The 19,198-nt window shown below is 68.7% G+C and carries 17 protein-coding genes; 11 read left to right on the top strand and 6 right to left on the bottom strand.

Annotated features, from left to right (window positions below; translation table 11 throughout):
* Window positions 1-82 precede the first annotated feature (82 nt).
* Window positions 83-391 carry a hypothetical protein gene (locus IEY14_RS21660; protein WP_188912246.1) on the top strand — a complete coding sequence of 103 codons (309 nt, stop codon included), beginning with the start codon at window positions 83-85 and terminating at the stop codon, window positions 389-391.
* On the opposite strand, the gene IEY14_RS21655 is transcribed toward IEY14_RS21660, so the two are convergent.
* Window positions 383-1,120 (bottom strand): HugZ family pyridoxamine 5'-phosphate oxidase, encoded by a 738-nt coding sequence (locus IEY14_RS21655; protein WP_188912244.1) that lies wholly within the window; start codon window positions 1,118-1,120, stop codon window positions 383-385. The two genes, IEY14_RS21660 and IEY14_RS21655, sit on opposite strands and share 9 nt — an antisense overlap.
* Window positions 1,121-1,218: 98 nt before the next feature.
* Between IEY14_RS21655 and IEY14_RS21650 the strand changes: the two genes are divergently transcribed.
* The 6 genes from IEY14_RS21650 (at window position 1,219) to IEY14_RS21625 (ending at window position 7,775) form a co-directional block, all read left to right on the top strand.
* Window positions 1,219-2,358 (top strand): Mrp/NBP35 family ATP-binding protein, encoded by a 1,140-nt coding sequence (locus IEY14_RS21650; RefSeq protein WP_188912242.1) that lies wholly within the window; start codon window positions 1,219-1,221, stop codon window positions 2,356-2,358.
* 99 nt (window positions 2,359-2,457) lie between these two features.
* Complete coding sequence (locus IEY14_RS21645) at window positions 2,458-4,053, top strand: ABC transporter substrate-binding protein (protein WP_188912240.1); 1,596 nt, start codon at window positions 2,458-2,460, stop codon at window positions 4,051-4,053.
* 78 nt (window positions 4,054-4,131) lie between these two features.
* Entirely contained in the window at window positions 4,132-5,139 is a 1,008-nt protein-coding gene (locus tag IEY14_RS21640; RefSeq protein ID WP_188912239.1) for an ABC transporter permease subunit, read from the top strand.
* A 71-nt stretch (window positions 5,140-5,210) separates the two neighbouring features.
* Window positions 5,211-6,077 carry an ABC transporter permease subunit gene (locus IEY14_RS21635; protein ID WP_244639628.1) on the top strand — a complete coding sequence of 289 codons (867 nt, stop codon included), beginning with the start codon at window positions 5,211-5,213 and terminating at the stop codon, window positions 6,075-6,077.
* Between the two features lie 4 nt (window positions 6,078-6,081).
* Entirely contained in the window at window positions 6,082-6,933 is an 852-nt protein-coding gene (locus IEY14_RS21630) for an ABC transporter ATP-binding protein (RefSeq protein WP_188912235.1), read from the top strand.
* Window positions 6,930-7,775, top strand: coding sequence for a dipeptide ABC transporter ATP-binding protein (locus IEY14_RS21625; RefSeq protein WP_188912234.1), 846 nt, complete (start codon window positions 6,930-6,932; stop codon window positions 7,773-7,775). The genes IEY14_RS21630 and IEY14_RS21625 overlap by 4 nt, the downstream gene beginning before the upstream one ends.
* Here the strand turns inward: IEY14_RS21625 and IEY14_RS21620 are convergent.
* From IEY14_RS21620 to IEY14_RS21600, 5 genes are all read right to left on the bottom strand, one after another.
* Window positions 7,754-8,623: an AraC family transcriptional regulator gene (locus IEY14_RS21620; RefSeq protein ID WP_188912233.1), complete on the bottom strand. Its 870-nt coding sequence runs from the start codon at window positions 8,621-8,623 to the stop codon at window positions 7,754-7,756. The genes IEY14_RS21625 and IEY14_RS21620 overlap by 22 nt on opposite strands.
* A gap of 146 nt (window positions 8,624-8,769) precedes the next feature.
* Window positions 8,770-9,837, bottom strand: a complete 1,068-nt coding sequence (gene choV / locus IEY14_RS21615) for a choline ABC transporter ATP-binding protein (RefSeq protein ID WP_188912232.1) — start codon at window positions 9,835-9,837, stop codon at window positions 8,770-8,772.
* Window positions 9,834-10,685, bottom strand: coding sequence for a choline ABC transporter permease subunit (gene choW, locus IEY14_RS21610; protein ID WP_308422069.1), 852 nt, complete (start codon window positions 10,683-10,685; stop codon window positions 9,834-9,836). Before choW ends, choV begins: the two co-directional genes overlap by 4 nt.
* A 29-nt stretch (window positions 10,686-10,714) precedes the next feature.
* Window positions 10,715-11,662, bottom strand: a complete 948-nt coding sequence (locus tag IEY14_RS21605; protein WP_188912230.1) for a choline ABC transporter substrate-binding protein — start codon at window positions 11,660-11,662, stop codon at window positions 10,715-10,717.
* Between the two features lie 123 nt (window positions 11,663-11,785).
* Window positions 11,786-12,250 carry an Lrp/AsnC ligand binding domain-containing protein gene (locus tag IEY14_RS21600; RefSeq protein ID WP_188912229.1) on the bottom strand — a complete coding sequence of 155 codons (465 nt, stop codon included), beginning with the start codon at window positions 12,248-12,250 and terminating at the stop codon, window positions 11,786-11,788.
* 120 nt (window positions 12,251-12,370) lie between these two features.
* Between IEY14_RS21600 and putA the strand changes: the two genes are divergently transcribed.
* From putA to IEY14_RS21580, 4 genes are all read left to right on the top strand, one after another.
* Window positions 12,371-15,460 carry a bifunctional proline dehydrogenase/L-glutamate gamma-semialdehyde dehydrogenase PutA gene (gene putA / locus IEY14_RS21595; protein WP_188912228.1) on the top strand — a complete coding sequence of 1,030 codons (3,090 nt, stop codon included), beginning with the start codon at window positions 12,371-12,373 and terminating at the stop codon, window positions 15,458-15,460.
* Window positions 15,461-15,754: 294 nt separating this feature from the next.
* The gene (locus IEY14_RS21590) at window positions 15,755-16,162 is read left to right on the top strand and encodes an OsmC family protein (RefSeq protein ID WP_188912226.1); all 408 of its coding nucleotides are present in this window, start codon (window positions 15,755-15,757) and stop codon (window positions 16,160-16,162) included.
* A 118-nt stretch (window positions 16,163-16,280) separates the two neighbouring features.
* The gene (locus IEY14_RS21585; protein WP_188912224.1) at window positions 16,281-17,501 is read left to right on the top strand and encodes an SGNH/GDSL hydrolase family protein; all 1,221 of its coding nucleotides are present in this window, start codon (window positions 16,281-16,283) and stop codon (window positions 17,499-17,501) included.
* A gap of 13 nt (window positions 17,502-17,514) precedes the next feature.
* Entirely contained in the window at window positions 17,515-19,194 is a 1,680-nt protein-coding gene (locus IEY14_RS21580) for a formate--tetrahydrofolate ligase (protein ID WP_188912223.1), read from the top strand.
* Window positions 19,195-19,198: the final 4 nt, after the last annotated feature.

The following is a 19,198-nucleotide window of genomic DNA, read 5'->3' as shown; positions in this document are numbered from 1 at the left end:
CAAGGCTTCGAGACAAGGCATCGTCCCTCGGGACGGTGCCTTTTTCGTTTGGATGGACCGCGAAGGCGAGGGATCGGGTGACATGGGGCGGAACAGAAGCGCGATCCGGCATGCCGCCCGTCTTGGGCTTTGGGCGGCGGTGCTCGCCGCCTCCGGCTGCGCCTCTCGGGAGGGCGAACTGCCGCCGGTCTTCGGGGCGGTGTTCGGCCTCGAAGGCGCGACTCGCATTCCGTACCGGACCGGCAAGATCCCGGAACCGGTGGTGCGGCCGGTGGATCGCGTGCTGGGCGATGCGGCGAACAGTCCCGGCCAATGCATCTTCGTCACGCCGACCGGCCGCCGGTTCCGCGCCAATTGCCCGGAAGGCTATGCGATCGGCGCGTCAGGCTGAGGCGCGGGCCAGCCCGACGAAGGCCGGGCGGATCTCCTCCGCCTGTCGAATCGGCTGGGCGAAGGCGATACGGGCCAGCCGGTCCTCGCGGGCGATCTCGAAGCCGGACGCATCCGCCGTCACGATCCGCCAGCCCGTGCCGTCGAGCCCGCCATGGGCGGCCGCGATGGCATCGACCGTGTCGGCGTGATCCTCGTTCATATGGGCGACGGCACGGTCGAGCCGCGCCGCAAGCGCCTCGTCCACGGGGTCGAGCAGGTCCTCGGGCGAGAGTTCGTAGGCCCGCGCGAAGCCGGCATTGAGGCTCGCGGCGCTCGGCTCGACGCGCAGCCAATGGAAATCGGCAAAGTCGCAATAGAGCGCGGCGCCCGGATGCCGCGCGAGAAAGCGGCGGCGCATCCCATCCCGTTCGGCCTCGCCGATCTCATGCGCATGGCCGAAGAGGCTGAGGCGCGGCCAGCGCAGCGGATCGCCGGTTCCGGGCTCGCCGAAGAGGAGCGAACAGCGCGGCTCGCCGAAGAGCGCGCCGGTATGGGCCGCCAGCCGCGACACGAGAAGCAGCGGCCGCCCGGCCTCGTCCGTCGCGACGAGGACGCGGCTGGCAAGCGGCGCGCCGCTTTCCGGCAGGAGGCTGGCCAGCGCCGCATGGCGGGCGGCGCGGACGAGCGCCTTAGCCAGGTGCCGCGCCTCTTCGTCGACCACCCGCAGCACGTCGCCTGTCCGCGTCATTCCGGCCCTCCTCGGATCGTCCGCTTTCGTCTTGGCCGCGAGGGGACTATCTGATCCCTGCCGACATGCCGATCGGCATGGCGTCTGGAGACGATTTCATGAGTTCGACCCTTCGCGACCGCATCGAGACCGCCCTTAGCGCCATTCGGACGCCGGACGGCGAGGGCGATATCGTCAGCCGCAAGATGGTGTCGCAGATCGTCGTCGCCGACGGCAAGGCCTTCTTCTCGCTCACCGTGCCGGCGGATGCCGCCGAGGCCTACGAGCCGGTCCGCCAGAGGGCGGAGGCGGCGGCGAAGGCGGTCGAGGGCGTCGCCGGCGCGAGCGTGGTGCTGACGGCCGAGCGCCGGCCGGGGGAGGGAAGCGCCGCGCCGCGGCCCGTACCGCCGCGGCCCGCCGCCGTGCCGCCGCGCGCCGCGCAATCGGCCAAGCCCGGCATTCCCGGCATCGATCGCATCATCGCGGTCGCCAGCGGCAAGGGCGGCGTCGGCAAGTCGACGACGGCGGTCAATCTCGCCCTCGGTCTCGCGGCGCTCGGCCTGTCCGTCGGTCTTCTCGATGCCGATATCTACGGCCCATCGGTGCCGCGTCTTCTCGCCATCAAGGAGAAACCGCAGAGCGCCGGCGGGCGCACCATCCTGCCGATCGAGACCTTTGGTCTGAAAGTCATGTCGATGGGTCTCCTCGTGGAGGAGGAGACGCCGATGATCTGGCGCGGCCCGATGGTGATGTCCGCCCTGACGCAGATGCTGCGCGAGGTCGAATGGGGACGGCTCGACATCCTCGTGGTCGACATGCCGCCCGGCACGGGCGACGCGCAGCTCACCATGGCCCAGCAGGTGCCGCTCGCCGGCGCCGTCATCGTCTCGACGCCGCAGGACCTGTCGCTGATCGACGCGCGGCGCGGTCTCGCGATGTTCCGCAAGGTGGAGGTGCCGGTGCTCGGCATCGTCGAGAACATGAGCTATTTCGTCGCTCCCGACACGGGCCGGCGCTATGACATCTTCGGTCATGGCGGCGCGAAGGCGGAGGCGGAGCGGCTGGGCGTGCGCTTCCTCGGCGAGGTTCCACTGGAAATGGCGATCCGCGAGACGTCCGACGCCGGCCGGCCGGTCGTGGCGAGCGATCCCGAAGGGCCGCATGCCCGCGTTTACCGCGCGCTCGCCGCCGCCGTGATGGAGGAACTCGACCGCGACAAAGCCGTCCGAAATGCGGCGCCACGCATCGTTTTTGAGTGAACGGTCAAAAAATAAGCTTGCGCGAAACTTGCTAACAGGATGGAGTGCGCCGCGGGCGGGCCGAGGAAAGGCCCGGCTAACCCGTTGGAGATAAAGCGTATGAAACGAACCTCGGTGCTGCTCGCGGCGTCCGCGCTGGCGATGATGCTGGCCTCGGCGGCTTCCGCCAAGACCTTGGTCTACTGCTCCGAAGGTTCGCCGGAAGGCTTCGACCCCGGCCTCTATACGGCGGGCACGACGTTCGACGCCTCTTCCAAGACCGCCTATAACCGCCTGACCGAGTTCAAGAAGGGCACGACCGAAGTCGTCCCCGGCCTCGCCGAGAGCTGGGAGGTCTCCTCCGACGGCCTGTCCTATACCTTTCACCTGCGCAAGGGCGTGAAGTTCCAGACGACCGACTTCTTCACGCCGACCCGCGACTTCAACGCGGATGACGTAATTTTCTCCTTCGACCGCCAGTACAACAAGTCGAACCCCTTCGCGGCCTATGCTGGCGACAACACCTACGGCTATTACAGCGACATGGACATGCCGCGCCTGGTGAAGTCCTGGGAGAAGGTGGACGACAGCACCGTCAAGCTGACCCTGACCCAGCCGAACGCGCCGATGCTGGCGACGCTGGCGATGGACTTCGCCTCGATCATGTCGAAGGAATATGCCGACAAGCTGATCGCCGACGGCACGCCCGAGAAGCTGAACCAGCAGCCGCTCGGCACCGGCCCCTTCGCCTTCGTCGCCTATCAGCAGGATGCCGTGATCCGCTACAAGGCGCATGAGGGCTACTGGGGCGGCAAGCAGGCGATCGACGATCTCGTCTTCGCCATCACGCCCGACGCCTCGGTGCGCCTCCAGCGCCTGAAGGCCGGCGAGTGCCAGATCGCCGCTTATCCGAACCCCTCCGACATTCCGGCGCTGAAAAGCGATTCCTCGCTGAACGTGATGGAGCAGTCGGGCCTCAATATCGGCTATCTCGCCTACAACACGACGCAGCCGCCCTTCGACAAGCCGGAGGTGCGCCGCGCCATGAACATGGCGGTCAACAAGCAGGCGATCCTCGAAGCCGTCTATCCGGGCATCGGCCAGATCGCCAAGAACCCGATCCCGCCGACGCTCTGGGGCTTCAACAACTCCGTTGAGGACGACAAGTACGACCCGGAAGCCGCGAAGGCGGCGCTGGAGAAGGCCGGCGTCAAGGACATCTCGGTGAAGCTCTGGGCGATGCCCGTCGCGCGTCCGTACAACCCGAACGGCCGCCGCATGGCCGAGCTCGTGCAGGCCGACTTCGCCAAGGTCGGCGTCAAGGCCGAGATCGTCTCCTACGACTGGACGCAATATCTGAAGCTCGCGGGCGACCCGAAGCATGACGGCATCGTCATGGCCGGCTGGACCGGCGACAATGGCGACCCGGACAACTTCTTCAGCCCGCTGCTCGGCTGCAACGGCGTCGGCTCCGGCAACAAGGCCGCCTGGTGCAACAAGGACTTCGACGCGCTGATCCAGAAGGCTTCGGCCATCCCGGATCAGGCCGAGCGCGCCAAGCTCTATGAGCAGGCGCAGGTCATCTTCAAGAAAGACGCGCCCTGGGCGACCATCGCCCATTCGACCGTCGTCCTGCCGATGACGAAGTCGGTCACCGGCTATGCCATGGACCCGCTCGGCTCGCACCGCTTCGACGGCGTCGACATCTCCGAGTGATCCCTTGACCTTCGCGGGCGCCGCCGGACGGATCTCGTCCTGCGGCGCCCGTGGCTTTTTGGCCCAGAAGTTTTTGCCATGCTTTCATTCGTTCTCAAGCGGATCGGGCTGCTGATACCGACCTTCTTCGGCGTCACGCTCATCTCCTTCTTCTTCATCCGCCTGCTGCCGGGCGATCCGATCATCGCGCTGGCCGGCGAACGCGGCCTGACCCCGGAGCGCTACGAGGCGCTGCGCGTCTCGCTCGGCTTCGACAAGCCGCTGATCGAGCAGTATTTTCTCTATCTCTGGCATGTGCTTCAGGGCGATCTCGGCCAGTCCATCGTCACCAAGCAGCCGGTGATCAAGGAATTCGGCAATCTCTTCCCGGCGACCCTGGAACTCTCGCTCGTCGCCATCCTCTTCGCCGTCGTGATCGGCATTCCGGCCGGCGTCTTCGCCGCCGTGAAGCGCGGCTCCTGGCTCGACCAGTCGATCATGGGCACGGCGCTGGTCGGCTATTCCATGCCGATCTTCTGGTGGGGGCTTCTCCTCATCATCCTCTTTTCCGGCATCCTGCAATGGACGCCGGTCTCGGGCCGCATCTCGCTGCTCTTCTTCTTCAAGCCGATCACCGGCTTCATGCTGATCGACAGTCTCCTGTCGGGACAGAAGGGGGCCTTCGCCTCGGCCTTCAGCCATCTCATCCTGCCGGCTGTGGTGCTCGGCACGATCCCGCTCGCCGTCATCGCCCGCCAGACGCGCTCGGCCATGCTGGAAGTGCTCGGCGAGGACTATGTGCGCACGGCCCGGGCGAAGGGCCTGTCGCGCTTCCGCGTCGTCGCCATCCATGCGCTGCGCAACGCGCTGATTCCAGTGATCACCACGATCGGTCTCCAGATCGGCGTGCTGATGGCCGGCGCCATCCTCACCGAGACGATCTTCTCCTGGCCGGGCATCGGCAAGTGGATGGTCGATTCGGTGTTCAAGCGCGACTACCCCGTCGTCCAGGGCGGCCTCCTGATGGTGGCGGTCATCGTCATGGCCGTGAATCTCGCCGTCGACCTTCTCTACGGCACGATCAATCCGCGAGTGCGCACACGATGAGCCAGATCGACGCCGGCAAGGCCGCCGAGGGCATCGGCACCGACATTCCGAGCCGCCTGCCGCAACGCTCCATGCGCCGCCAGCAGCTCGCCGAGTTCTGGTACTATTTCTCGGTCAACAAGGGGGCGGTGATCGGCCTCGTCGTCTTCGCGGCGATCATTCTCGTCGCGCTGCTCGCCCCCGTGATCGCGCCGCACGATCCGGCGATCCAGGATCGCGGCGCGCTGCTTCTGCCGCCCTTCTGGCAAGAGGGCGGCCGCGCCGCCTATCTTCTCGGCACGGACGCGGTGGGCCGCGATCTCCTGTCGCGTCTCATCTACGGCTCGCGCTACTCGCTCTTCGTCGGCGTCGTCGTGGTGTCGCTCGCCGTCTCCACCGGCATCGTGCTCGGCCTTCTCGCCGGCTATGTCGGCGGCTGGGTGGATACGATGATCATGCGCATCATGGACGTGATCCTCGCCTTTCCGTCCCTCCTGCTCGCGCTCGTCCTCGTCGCGATCCTCGGCCCTGGACTCGGCAATGCGATGATCGCCATCGCGCTCGTGCTTCAGCCGCATTTCGTGCGCCTGACGCGCGCCGCCGTCCTGGCCGAGAAGAACCGCGAATATGTCACCGCCGCGCGCGTCGTGGGGGCGGGGCCGGTGCGGCTGATGCTGGTCACCATCCTGCCGAACTGCCTCGGCCCTCTCATCGTCCAGGGCACGCTGTCCTTCTCGAACGCCATCCTCGAAGCGGCCGCCCTCGGCTTTCTCGGCATGGGCGCCCAGCCGCCGACGGCCGAATGGGGCACGATGCTGGCCGAGGCGCGCGAATTCGTGCTGCGCGCCTGGTGGGTCGTCACCTTTCCGGGCCTCGCGATCCTCGTTACCGTCCTCGCGATCAATCTCGTCGGCGACGGGTTGCGCGACGCGCTCGATCCCAAGCTGAAGCGGAGCTGAGCCGATGCCTCTTCTCTCCGTCCGCAATCTCACCGTCAGCTTCGCCACCTCGACCGGTCCGTTCAAGGCGGTGGACGGCATCGATCTCTCCGTCGATGCCGGCGAGGTGCTGGCGATCGTCGGCGAGTCCGGCTCCGGCAAGTCGGTCGGCATGCTGGCAGTCATGGGGCTGCTCGCCGCCAATGCCACGGTCACGGCCGACGAGATGCGCTTCGGCGGCCAGGACCTTCTGCGCCTGTCGCCGCAGAAGCGGCGCGAGATCATCGGCCGCGACATCGCCATGATCTTCCAGGAGCCGAATGCCAGCCTCAATCCCTGCTTCACCGTCGGCTACCAGCTGGAGGAGGTGCTGCGCGAGCATCTCGATCTCGGCCGCCGCCAGCGGCGCGACCGGGTGGTGGAGCTGCTGACGGCCGTCGGCATTCCCGATCCGGCCGAACGCCTGAACAGCTATCCGCATCAGATGTCCGGCGGCCAGTGCCAGCGCGTGATGATCGCGATGGCCATCGCCTGCCACCCGAAGCTCCTCATCGCCGACGAGCCGACCACCGCGCTCGACGTCACCATCCAGAAGCAGATCCTCGACCTTCTCATGAAGCTCCAGGCCGACCAGGGCATGGCCCTCATCATGATCACCCATGACATGGGCGTCGTCGCCGAAACGGCCGATCGCGTCGTCGTGCAATACAAGGGCCGCAAGGTGGAGGAGGCCGACGTGCTCACGCTCTTCACCGCGCCGAAACAGGCCTATACCCGCGCGCTGCTCGCCGCTCTGCCGGAAAACGCCACCGGCGACCGGCTGCCGACCGTCGCCGAACTCGTCTCGGCGGACGAACTGGCGGGGATCGCCCGATGAGCGCGCCGGTGATCGAGGCGCGGGACATCCGGCGCGACTATCTCGTCAAGCGCGGCCTTCTCGGCAAGACGCGCACCGTCCAGGCCGTGAAGGGGGTGAGCTTCGCGGTGGAGAAGGGCAAGACGCTGGCGATCGTCGGCGAAAGCGGCTGCGGCAAGTCGACCCTTGCCCGCATCCTGACGCTGATCGATCCGCAGACCTCGGGCGAGCTTCGGATCGAGGGCAGCCCGGTCGACATCGCCGCCGGCCGCCCGTCGCGCGACCTCCGGCGCAAGGTGCAGATCGTCTTCCAGAATCCCTATGGCTCGCTCAATCCGCGCCAGAAGATCGGCAGCGTCCTCACCGAGCCGCTGGCGCTCAACACCGACAAGCCGGCCGCCGAGCGGCGCGACCTCGCCATGGCGATGCTGACCAAGGTCGGCCTCCAGCCCGAACATTACAACCGCTATCCGCATATGTTCTCGGGCGGCCAGCGCCAGCGCATCGCCATCGCGCGGGCGCTGATGCTGAACCCCTCGATCCTGGTGCTGGACGAGCCGGTCTCGGCGCTCGACCTGTCGGTCCAGGCGCAGATCCTCAACCTTCTCGCCGATCTCCAGGACGAGTTCGACCTCACCTATGTCTTCATCAGCCACGACCTTTCGGTCGTGCGCTTCATCGCCGACGAGGTGATGGTGATGTATTACGGCGAAGCGGTCGAGCAGGCGTCGAAGGAGCGGATCTTCGCCGATCCGCAGCATCCCTATACGCGGACGCTCTTCGCCGCGACGCCGCGCGCCGATGCCGACAGCATCCGCCGCCGGATGGCGGCCAAGACGGCTCAGGCGCGCACGGGCACGTAGAAGTCGAGGGTCGCGCCCGGCTCGCTGAGCGGGATGCGGCCGTCATAGCGTTCGAAATCCGGGCTTCCGGCAAGGTCCAGGCCGGAGTCCGGGATCAGCTCGCCCCAGATCTCGCGCATCGCCGCCTTGATCTGGAGATGGACCGGGCCGCCGTCGAGCGTGATGCGGAACACGACATAGGCGGCGGCGGGCAGGGTCAGCGTCTCGAAGCCCGCCGGCGGCTCGGCGCCCGGCCGGATCTCGACGCCGGCAAGATAGCGGAAGCTGCCCTCGGCGCGGTCGACGGCCGAGACGGTGCCATAGCTCGCCCAGCTTTCCGCCTGACCCTCGAAGGGCAGGGCGCCGACGAGCCGCGACCAGAGCTGCGGGATTTCCGCCTTGTTGCCCTCGTCGAAGCGCCGGGCCGGGCCGGCGAGGGTGAAGCTCGGGAGGGGGACGAGATCGGGAAGACGGCGGACGGCGGTTTCGACGGCGGTAGGGGTCGACATCGGATATTGTCCTTCGATGGGGTCCACGGCGAAGCCGGCGCGAAACCGGGCGGGCGTGGTGCCGAACAGGCGCCGGAAGGCGCGGGTGAAGGCTTCCTGCGACTCGAACCCGCAATCGAAGGCGAGGTCGAGCAGCGTTAGCCCGGGCTCGGACAAGAGACGCCGCGCGCCCTTCAGGAGCCGCCGCGCCCGAACATGCGCCATCACGCTGCGCCGCGTCTCGGCCAGGAACAGGCGCGAGAAGTGGAACGGCGAATAGCCGGCCCTGGCGGCGATCACCTCCAGCGTCAGGCCTTCGTCGAGATGCGTCTCGATCCAGGCGATCATCAGGGCGACGGTGCGTGTCGGCGTCTTGTCCATGCCCGATCCTCGCCGATTCGGGTGCGCCCCTCTTGATCGCGCTTGCGGTGCCTCGATCGCGGACGGAACGCCCTCATCTCCGGGGACGGGAGAGACGCCACAAGCGAGTTTCGGCAAGATCGGCGTGACGCTTCGAGCCGGCCCGCCTATTCGCGGGCGCTCTTCTGCTGGCGGGCCAGGGCGTCGACGATCTCCTGCGGGCCGATGCGCCCGAGAATGCGGCCCTGTTCGGAGACGATGACCTCGCCGCGCTCGCCGGCGACGGCGGCCAGCACCCGGCGCAGCGGCGTGTCGAGCGTCGCCGTGCCGGCGATCCGCGCCGCGTCGTGGCGGACGGCCTCCAGCGGCGTCATCGCGTCCCCGGCGGTCAGCACGCCGAGCGGGTTCATGTGGGCGACGAAATCCGCCACATAGTCGTTGGCCGGGCGCAGCACGATGTCCTGGGCGGTGCCGGCCTGGACGATGCGGCCGCCCTCCATGATGGCGATCCGGTTGCCGAGCTTGAAGGCCTCGTCGAGATCGTGGCTGACGAAGAGGATCGTCTTCTTCAGCCGCGCCTGGAGTTCGAGCAGCTCGTCCTGCAGCCGGGCCCGGATCAGCGGGTCGAGGGCGGAGAAGGGCTCGTCCATCAGGAGGATCGGTGCATCGGTGGCGAAGGCGCGGGCGAGGCCGACGCGCTGCTGCATGCCGCCGGACAGTTCGCCGACCCGCGCCTCCGCCCAGTCGGCGAGGCCGACGAGGTCAAGCTGGCGCATCACCGCCGCGCGCCGCGCCTCGCGCTTCATGCCCGCGAGTTCCAGCCCGAAGCCGACATTGTCGGCGACCGTGCGCCAGGGCAGGAGGGCGAATTGCTGGAACACCATCGCCACCTCGTGGCGGCGCAATTCGCGCAGCCGCGCCGTGCCGCAGGCGCGCGGATCGGCGGCTCCCCGTCCGGTATCGACGACGACCCGGCCGCGCGTGATCGGCGCCAGCCCGTTGACGGCGCGGATCAGCGTCGACTTGCCGGAGCCGGACAGGCCCATCAGCACCGCGATCTCGCCCGGAAAGATGTCGAGCGAGGCATCGGCGACGCCGAGCATGGTGCCGGTCGCCTCGCGGATCGCGGCCCGCGTCGCGCCCCGGTCGATCAGCGGCAGGGCCTCCTTCGCCTTCTTGCCGAAGACGATCGAGACGTTCTGGAAGGAGACGACGGGCGGGGCGGCGGAACTCATGCGCGCCCCGCCTCTTCGCCGGGAAACAGGCGGTCGAGAATGATCGCGAGGAGGACGATCGCGAGGCCCGCCTCGAAGCCCTTGCCGACATTGATCGAATTGAGCGCGCGCAGCACCGGCACGCCGAGGCCCGGCGCGCCGACCAGCGCCGCGATCACCACCATGGACAGCGACAGCATGATGGTCTGCGTCAGGCCGGCGAGAATCTGCGGCAGGGCATAGGGGATCTCCACCTTGAAGAGGCGCTGCAACGGCGTCGCGCCGAAGGCGTCGCCCGCCTCCACGAGCTGGCCCGGCGTCGAGGCGATGCCGAGCCGCGTCAGGCGGATCGGGGCGGGCAGGGCGAAGATCACCGTCGCGACGAGACCCGGCACCATGCCGAGGCCGAACAGGATCAGCGCCGGGATGAGATAGACGAAGGTCGGGATGGTCTGCATCAGGTCGAGGACCGGCCGCAGCGCCTTGTAGAGCCAAGGCCGGCGCGCCGCCGCGATGCCGACCGGCACGCCGATCAGCATCGAGACGGCGGTGGAGGCGATCACCAGCGCCAGGGTCTCGGTCGTGTCCTTCCAGAAGCCGAGATTGACGATGAGCAGCAGCCCGCCGACCGTCAGAAGCACGAGGCCCGGCGAGCGGCGGCTGAGAAAGGAGACGAGGGCGAAGGCGCCGATCACCACGAAGGCATGCGGCGCCTGGAGAACGAAGAGGATCGCTCCGATGAAGGCTTCGAGGCCGCGCTGCACGGCGTCGAACAGCCCGGACAGATTGCCGGTCAGCCAGTCGACGAGCCCTTGCGCATAAGGGCCGACCGGCAGGCGATGCGCTTCGATCCACTCCACGGGCTTAATTCGCCTTCGATGTCAGCCGCTTGCGCCGATCAGGACGCACCGAGCGCGCTGGCGACGGCGGCGGCGCCGTCCTTTCCGTCGAAGGTGGTGACGCCCGAAAGCCAGGTTTTCACCCGATCGGGATGGGCCTTCAGCCATTCGGCCGCCGCCGCCGGGCCGTCCTTGCCGTCGTCGAGGATCTTGCCCATCACCTCGCTCTCGATATCGACATCGAAGGCGAGATTGCCGATGAGCTTGCCGACATTCGGGCATTCCTGCGCATAGCCCTTGCGCACGGCGGTGTGCACCTCGGCGCCGCCATAGTTCGGGCCGAAGACATCGTCGCCGCCGGCGAGATAGGCGAGCTCGAAATTCTTGTTCATCGGATGCGGCGCCCAGCCGAGGAAGACGATCGGCTTCTGCGACTTCGTCGCCCGCGAGACCTGCGACAGCATGCCCTGTTCGGAGCTTTCCACCAGCTCGAACTTGCCGAGGCCGAAGCTGTTCTTCTCGATCATGCCGAGCACGAGGCGGTTGCCGTCGTTGCCGGGCTCGATGCCGTAGATCTTGCCGCTGAGCTTGTCGGAGAACTTGGCGATGTCGGCGAAGGACTTCAGGCCCTCGTCATAGAGATATTTCGGCACGGCGAGCGTATATTTCGCGCCGGTCAGATTGGTCTTGATGTCCTCCACCGTGCCGTCGGCGAGATAGGGCTTCACATCGGCTTCCATCGAGGGCAGCCAGGTGCCGAGAAAGACGTCGATATCCTTGTTCTTCAAGGAGGCGAAGGTGACGGGCACCGACAGGACCTTCACGTCCGGCTCGTAGCCGAGGCCCTTCAGGAGGGTGGAGGCGATGGCGGTCGTCGCCGTGATGTCCGTCCAGCCGACATCCGAGAGGCGCACCGTCTTGCAGGAATCGGGCTCGGCCGCCCGCGCCGCGAGCGAGGAGCCGGCGAGGACGAGCGCGGCTAGCGCGAGCTTCAGAAGGATGCGCATGGGGCCGGTCTCCTCGAACGTCATGAAACGCGGACCGATGCCGCTGATCGAGGCTCGACTATCGCCAAGCCCCAGGCCGCTGGCAAGGGCGCGCCTGCGACCTCCGGCGACGCATTTCCGTTATCAGGACAGGGCGATGGCGGAGGTGTTCTTGATCTCCTCCATCACCGCGTAGGTATGGGTCTCGCGCACGCCGGGTAGGGCCAGCAGCGTGTCGGAGAGGAAGGCGCGATAGGCCGCCATGTCGCGCACCCGCGCCTTGATGAGATAGTCGAAGCCGCCGGCCACCATATGGCATTCGGTGATGTCGGGGCTGGCGCGCGCCGCGGCGGCGAAGGCGGCGAAGACGTCGTCGGCGGTGCGGTCGAGCCGCACCTCGACGAAGACGATCATGCCGCGATCGAGCCTTTCCGGCGAGAGCCGCGCCATGTAGCCGAGGATGAAGCCGTCGCGCGTCAGCCGCTTCACCCGCTCGGCGGTGGCCGTGGGCGAGAGATGCACCTTCTCGGCGAGTTCGAGATTCGTCAGGCGCCCGTCGCCCTGGAGAAGGGTGAGGATCCTGCGGTCTTTGGCGTCGAGCTCCGTCATCACCGCCGAAGATCGCCTCTTCGACCGCGAAAGTCACGGCCTTCTGGCGCGAGAATGGCGAGAATGCCGCCGGGCAGGCCTGCTATAGCTTGGGCCGACCCTTCCATCGCGGATCGTTCCATGCCCGTCGCCGCCTTCGCCGCTCCTTTCGCGCCCCGAGACGACGCCGCCGTCTCGGCGCTTCTCGCCGAGTCCAATCGCTGGCGGCACGACGAGGCGGCGGTCGATCGCGCGGCCCGCGCCCTCATCCAGGAGATTCGCGGCAAGACGGGCGGCATCGGCGGCGTCGAGGATTTCCTGCGCGAATTCGGCCTCTCCACCCGCGAGGGTCTGGCGCTGATGGTGCTGGCCGAGGCGCTGCTGCGCGTGCCCGATCCCGAAACGCAGGACCGGCTGATCGAGGACAAGATCGGCGCCGGCGACTGGGACACGCGCGAGGGCGACGAGGACCGCATGCTGACCGCCGCCTCGGCCTGGGCGCTCGGTATCTCGGCCCGCATCATCCGCCCGGGCGAGACGCCGGGCGGCGTCGTCTCCTCGCTGGTGAAGCGGCTCGGCGCCCCGGCGGTGCGCACCGCGACGCGCCAGGCCATGCGCTTTCTCGGCCGGCATTTCGTGCTCGGCGAGACGATCGGCGACGCGCTCGACCGGGCCCGCGCCTTCGAGAAGAAGGGCTATCGCCATTCCTACGACATGCTGGGCGAGGGCGCCCGGACGGCGGAGGACGCGCGACGCTATTTCGAATCCTATGCGAGCGCCATCGAGGCGATCGGCCGCAAGGCCGGCAATAAGGCGCTGCCCGACCGGCCGGGCATCTCGGTGAAGCTTTCGGCGCTCTATCCCCGCTACAGCCCCGCCCATCGCGAGCGCGTGCTGGCGGAACTGGTGCCGCTCGTCGCCGATCTCGCGCGGCGCGCCCAGAGCTATCAACTGAACTTCACCATCGATGCCGAGGAGGCCGAGCGCCTGGAACTGTCGCTCGACGTCATCGACGCCGTGGTGCGCGCCTGCGACTTCAAGGGCTGGGACGGCTTCGGCCTCGCCATCCAGGCCTATCAGAAGCGGGCGATCGCCGTGATCGAGCATATCGAGGGCCTGGCGGCGGATGCCGGCATCCGCATGATGGTGCGTCTCGTGAAAGGCGCCTATTGGGATTCCGAGATCAAGCACGCGCAGGAGCGCGGCCTTGCCGGCTATCCGGTCTATACGCGCAAGCCCGCGACGGATCTCTCCTATCTCGTCTGCGCCAAGGCGCTGCTCGACCGGCGCGTCCGGCTCTATCCGCAATTCGCCACCCATAACGCCCTGACCGTCGCGACCATTCTCGAAATGGCCGAAGGCGATATCGCCGGCTTCGAGTTCCAGCGCCTCCACGGCATGGGCGAGGCGCTCTACGAGGCGGTGAGGGCGCGCGTCGGCGACAAGGTGGCCTGCCGCATCTATGCGCCGGTCGGCGGCTATCGCGACCTTCTCGCCTATCTGGTGCGCCGCCTCCTGGAGAACGGCGCGAATTCCTCCTTCGTCGCCAAGGTCGGCGACAGCGACGTGCCGATCGAAGAACTGCTGGAACGGCCGCGCGACGTGATGCGCGCCGGGCCCGCCGGGCATCCCCGCATCGCGATGCCCGACGCGATCTTCGGCGAGCGGCCGAATTCGCAAGGCGTCGAGTTCGGCGAGCGCCAGTCGCTTTCCGCCTTCCTCGCCGAGCGCGGCCGCGCCAAGCTGGCCGGCCTCCAGGCGAGATGCGCGCTGCCGGATCTTCCCGCCGAGATCGCGCCGATCCGCTCGCCGATCGACGGCGCGGTGATCGGCGAGAGCCATCACCTCACCGCCGAGGGCGCGGCGGCGCTGGTGGAGGCGGCGCGCCGCCACGTTCCGGCCGCCGAGGCGATGCCGGCGCGCGCCCGCGCGGCGGCGTTGCGGCGGGCGGCGGCGCTGATGGAGGAGCGGCGCGGACCGCTGATGGCCCTGCTGGCGCTGGAAGGCGGCAAGACCGTGGAGGACGGTCTCGCCGAGATCCGCGAGGCGGTGGATTTCTGCCGCTTCTATGCCGACGAGGCCGAGCGGCTCTTCGCCGACCCGGCGCGCCTGCCGGGGCCGACCGGGGAGGAGAACCGGCTGCGCTATCGCTCGCGCGGCGTCGCCCTCGCCATCTCGCCCTGGAACTTTCCGCTGGCGATCTTCGTCGGCCAGGTCGCGGCGGCGCTCGCCGCCGGCAATGTCGTGATCGCTAAGCCCGCCGAGCAGACGCCGCTGATCGCGGCCCTGGCCGTCGATCTCCTGAAGGAGGCGGGATTTCCGGCCGACAGCCTGTTCCTCGCGCCCGGCGACGGCGCGACCGGCGCCGCGCTCGTCGCCCATCCGGCGACTGCGCTCGTCGCCTTCACCGGTTCCACCGAGACCGCCTTCGCCATCAACCGCGCGCTCGCCGCGCGCAACGCGCCGATCGCGCCGCTGATCGCCGAGACCGGCGGCATCAACGCGCTGATCGTCGATGCGACGGCGCTGCCGGAACAGGTGGCGGACGATGTCGTCACCTCCGCCTTCCGCTCCGCCGGCCAGCGCTGCTCGGCGCTGCGCCTTCTCTTCGTGCAGGAGGATGTCGCCGACCGCATGCTGGCGATGGTCGCGGGCGCCGCCGCCGAACTCCTGATCGGCGACCCGCGCGACCTCGCCAGCGATGTCGGCCCCGTCATCGACGCCGAGCAGAAGGCGATGCTGGAGCGTCACGTCGCCAAGATGCGCGCGACGCAGCGCGTGCGCTTCGAGGGGCGCCTGCCGGACGGGCTGCCGCAGGCCGGCCATTGGGTCGCGCCGACCATCGTGGAGCTCGACCGCGCCGCCTCGCTCGAGCGCGAGGTCTTCGGCCCGGTGCTGCATGTCGTGCGATGGAAGGCGGGCGAACTCGACAAGGTCTGCGCCGCCGTCGAGGCGACGGGCTACGGGCTGACGCTCGGCGTCCATAGCCGCATCGACGAGACCATCCGCTTCGTCACCGAGCGGCTGACGGTCGGCAACATCTACGTCAACCGCAACATGATCGGCGCGGTGGTCGGCTCGCAACCCTTCGGCGGCTCGGCACTTTCCGGCACCGGGCCGAAGGCCGGCGGCCCGAACTACCTCGCCCGCTTCGCGCGCGAGCAGGTCGTCTCGACCAACACGGCGGCAGCCGGCGGCAATGCCAGCCTGATCGCGATGGACAGCCGCTGATTCGATCTGGCAAGCTTCGGAAAAGATGAAGGAATTATCGTCATCTTGCGTGGCCGCCCAAGCCATGTTCCGCCGAGCCTCCTCCCATCGGCGGAACCTTAGAGGGTTGGGGCGGTTGTGCGAGCGATCAAGGCGTGGCGGTCTTCTCCCAACCGCCGAGGCCGATCGAGCGTGGCATGAAGACGAAAGCCCGGAGTCCTCCCCTCCGGGCTTTCGCCTATTTCCGATGCCGAGCCGCATGGATGCGGGATCGCTCCGGCGTCCGCCATGCCGCCGAACCGAGGGAGTTCAGTCATGGTCGCGACGACAGTCGAATTGCGCAACGTCGCGGGCACCGAAGCCGCGCTCGGCTGGGCGGGCGGGCATACGATCGTGGTGGATCGGCCGGAGGGCAGGGCCGGCGGCCAGGGGTTGGGCTTCAACGGCGCCCAGCTTCTCGCCCTCGCCATCGGCGGCTGCTTCTGCAACGACCTGCGCTACACCGCCCATGCGGCGGGCGTCGGCCTCGGCCGGATCGCCGTCTCCGTGACCGTCGAACTCGGCGGCGAGCCGCTGCTCGCGACGGCGGCCACGATGACGGTCGCCTGCGAGACCTCGGACGGCTCCGATCCCGAGATCCTCGTCGCCCACGCCCGGCAAACATGCATGGTCTCCAACTCCCTGGCGCGCGGCATTCCGGTGACGATCCGCTCGGCCGGGTGACAGGTCGCTTTGGCTGGGCGCTCTCTCCTTCCGGGCCGCCCCGTTCCCGAGCAAATTGCCGTCGCCGTTCCTTGGCCTAGCTGAGCCCGAACGAAGCGCTACACCTTGGGAGGGAAAGATGGCGGCGTTCGGCAAGGCGGCTCTGGCCGCATGGATGGTTCTCGCCCTGGCGGTGCCGGGCGGGGCGCAGGAGGCGCCGCGATGGACGGCGAGCTGGGGCGCGAGCCCCGTCTTCCCCGTCGGCCAGGAGATCGGCGGCTCGACCATCCGCCAATATCTGCGCCTGTCGGCCGGCGGCAGCCGCATCCGCATCCGCTTCACCAACGAGACCGGCACGACGCCGCTCGTCATCGGCGCCGCCGGCATCGGCCGGCCCGGCAACGCGCCGGCGTCGATCGACGCCGGCTCGGTCCGGCCGTTGACCTTCGGCGGCGCGACGAGCGCCACCGTGCCGCCGGGCGCGCCGATGCTGTCCGACCCCGTGGATCTTGCCGCCGAACCGCTGTCGCGGCTGGCCGTCTCGATCTTCGTGCCGCGCGCCACCGGGCCGTCCGTCGTCCATCCGGACGGCGTCGACACCGCCTATCTCGTCCAGGGCGACAAGGTCGGCGAGACCACGCTGCCCGACGCCAAGACCTCGCTCCAGCGCTTCTACCTTTCCGGCGTCGAGGTCGCGAACGACAATGCGCCGCCGGCGATCGTCGCCTTCGGCGACTCGATCACCGACGGCTATCATTCGACGGTCGATGCCGCGCGCCGCTGGCCCGACCGGCTGGCGGAACGGCTCGCCGCCAGCGGCGGGGCGCTCGGCGTCGTCAATGCCGGCATCAGCGGCAACCGCGTGCTGCACGACCGGCCGGAGGACATGTTCGGCCCGAGCGCGCTCGCCCGCTTCGACCGCGACGTCCTCGCCCAGCCGGGCGCGCGCTGGCTGATCGTGATGGAGGGCATCAACGATATCGGCCATTCGACGCAGGCCGGCCTCGCCGAGCAGACGGTGACGGCCGACGAGATCATCGCCGGCCACAAGCAGCTCATCGCCCGGGCGAAGGCGCATGGCCTGAAGGTCTATGGCGCGACGCTGACGCCGTTCGAGGGCACCGTCTTTCCCGGCTATTTCACGCCGGAAGGCGAGGCGAAGCGGCAGGCGGTGAACGAGTGGATCCGTAAAGGCGGCGCCTACGACGCGGTGCTGGACTTCGACGCCACCTTGCGCGACCCGGCGAACCCGGCGCGAATGAAGGCGGATTTCGACGAAGGCGACCATCTCCATCCGAACGATGCGGGCTATAAGGCCATGGCCGATTCGATCGATCTCCAACTCTTCGATCGACGCTGAAGAAGGGCAGGCCATGGCGGAACCGAAGTCGGATATCGAGATCGCGCGCGCCGCGACGAAGCGGCCGATCGCCGAGGTCGCGGAGCGGCTCGGCATTCCGGCGGAGGCCGTCATTCCCTATGGCCGCGACAAGGCGAAGATCGACGGCGCCTTTCTCGCCGGGCTGAAGGATCGGCCCGACGGCCGGCTGATCCTCGTCACCGCCGTCAATCCGACGCCGGCGGGGGAGGGCAAGTCGACGACGACCGTCGGTCTCGGCGACGCGCTGGTGCGGATCGGCAAGCGCGCCGCCATCTGCCTGCGCGAACCCTCGCTCGGCCCCTGCTTCGGCCAGAAGGGCGGCGCGACGGGCGGCGGCCGGGCGCAGGTCGTGCCGATGGAGGACATCAACCTCCATTTCACCGGCGATTTCCACGCCATCACCGCCGCGCACAATCTCCTCGCGGCGATGATCGACAACCACGTCTATTGGGGCAACGCCGCCCGGATCGACACGCGCCGCATCGTCTGGCGGCGCGTCCTCGACATGAACGACCGGGCGCTGCGCGACATCGTCACCGCGCTCGGCGGGCCGGCCAACGGCTATCCGCGCGAGGCGGGCTTCGACATCACCGTCGCCTCCGAAGTGATGGCCATCCTCTGCCTCGCCCGCGATCTCGACGATCTCGAAACGCGGCTCGGCGAGATCGTCGTTGCCTATCGCACCGACCGCACGCCGGTCTTCGCCCGCGACATCGGGGCGACCGGCGCCATGGCCGTCCTGCTGAAGGACGCGATGCTGCCCAATCTCGTCCAGACGATCGAGAACAATCCGGCGCTCGTCCATGGCGGGCCCTTCGCCAATATCGCCCATGGCTGCAATTCGGTGATCGCGACGCGCGCCGCGCTGAAGCTCGCCGACTATGTGGTGACGGAGGCCGGTTTCGGCGCCGATCTCGGCGCCGAGAAGTTCTTCGACATCAAGTGCCGGCAGGCCGGGCTGAAACCGGCCGCCTGCGTCATCGTCGCGACGGTGCGCTCGGCCAAGATGAATGGCGGCGTGGCCAAGGAGGATCTCGCCGCCGAGGACGTCGCGGCGGTGCGGCGAGGGGCCGTCAATCTCGGCCGTCATATCGAGAACGTCCGCGCCTTCGGCGTGCCGGTGATCGTCGCGATCAACCATTTCGGCACCGATACGCCGGCCGAGATCGCGGCGCTCCAGGATTTCGCCGCCGTGCAGGGGGCGGAGGCCGTTCTCTGCCGCCATTGGGCGGAAGGCTCGGCGGGGGCGACGGAGCTCGCGACGAAGGTGGCGGCGCTGGCCGATGGCGGCACGGCCCGCTTCCAGCCGCTCTATGCCGACGAACTGCCGCTGATCGAGAAGATCGAAACCGTGGTGAAGCGCATCTATCGCGGCGCGGCGGTGACGGTGGAGCGCGGCGTCATCGGCCAGCTCGCCGATTTCGAGGCGCGCGGCTATCGCCGTCTGCCGGTCTGCATGGCGAAGACGCCCTATTCCTTCTCGGCCGACCCGGCGCTGCTCGGCGCGCCGGAGGGCTTCGGCGTCCATGTGCGGGAGGTGCGGCTCTCGGCCGGCGCCGGCTTCGTCGTCGCGCTTTGCGGCGAGGTCCTCACCATGCCCGGACTGCCGCGCCGCCCGGCCGCCGAGCGCATCCGCCTCGACGGGGAAGGGCGCATCGAAGGCCTGTTCTGACCGG

The sequence above is a fragment of the Aureimonas endophytica genome, assembly GCF_014642635.1.
Classification (GTDB): Bacteria; Pseudomonadota; Alphaproteobacteria; order Rhizobiales; family Rhizobiaceae; genus Plantimonas; species Plantimonas endophytica.
This window is presented reverse-complemented; position numbering and strand designations above follow the sequence as displayed.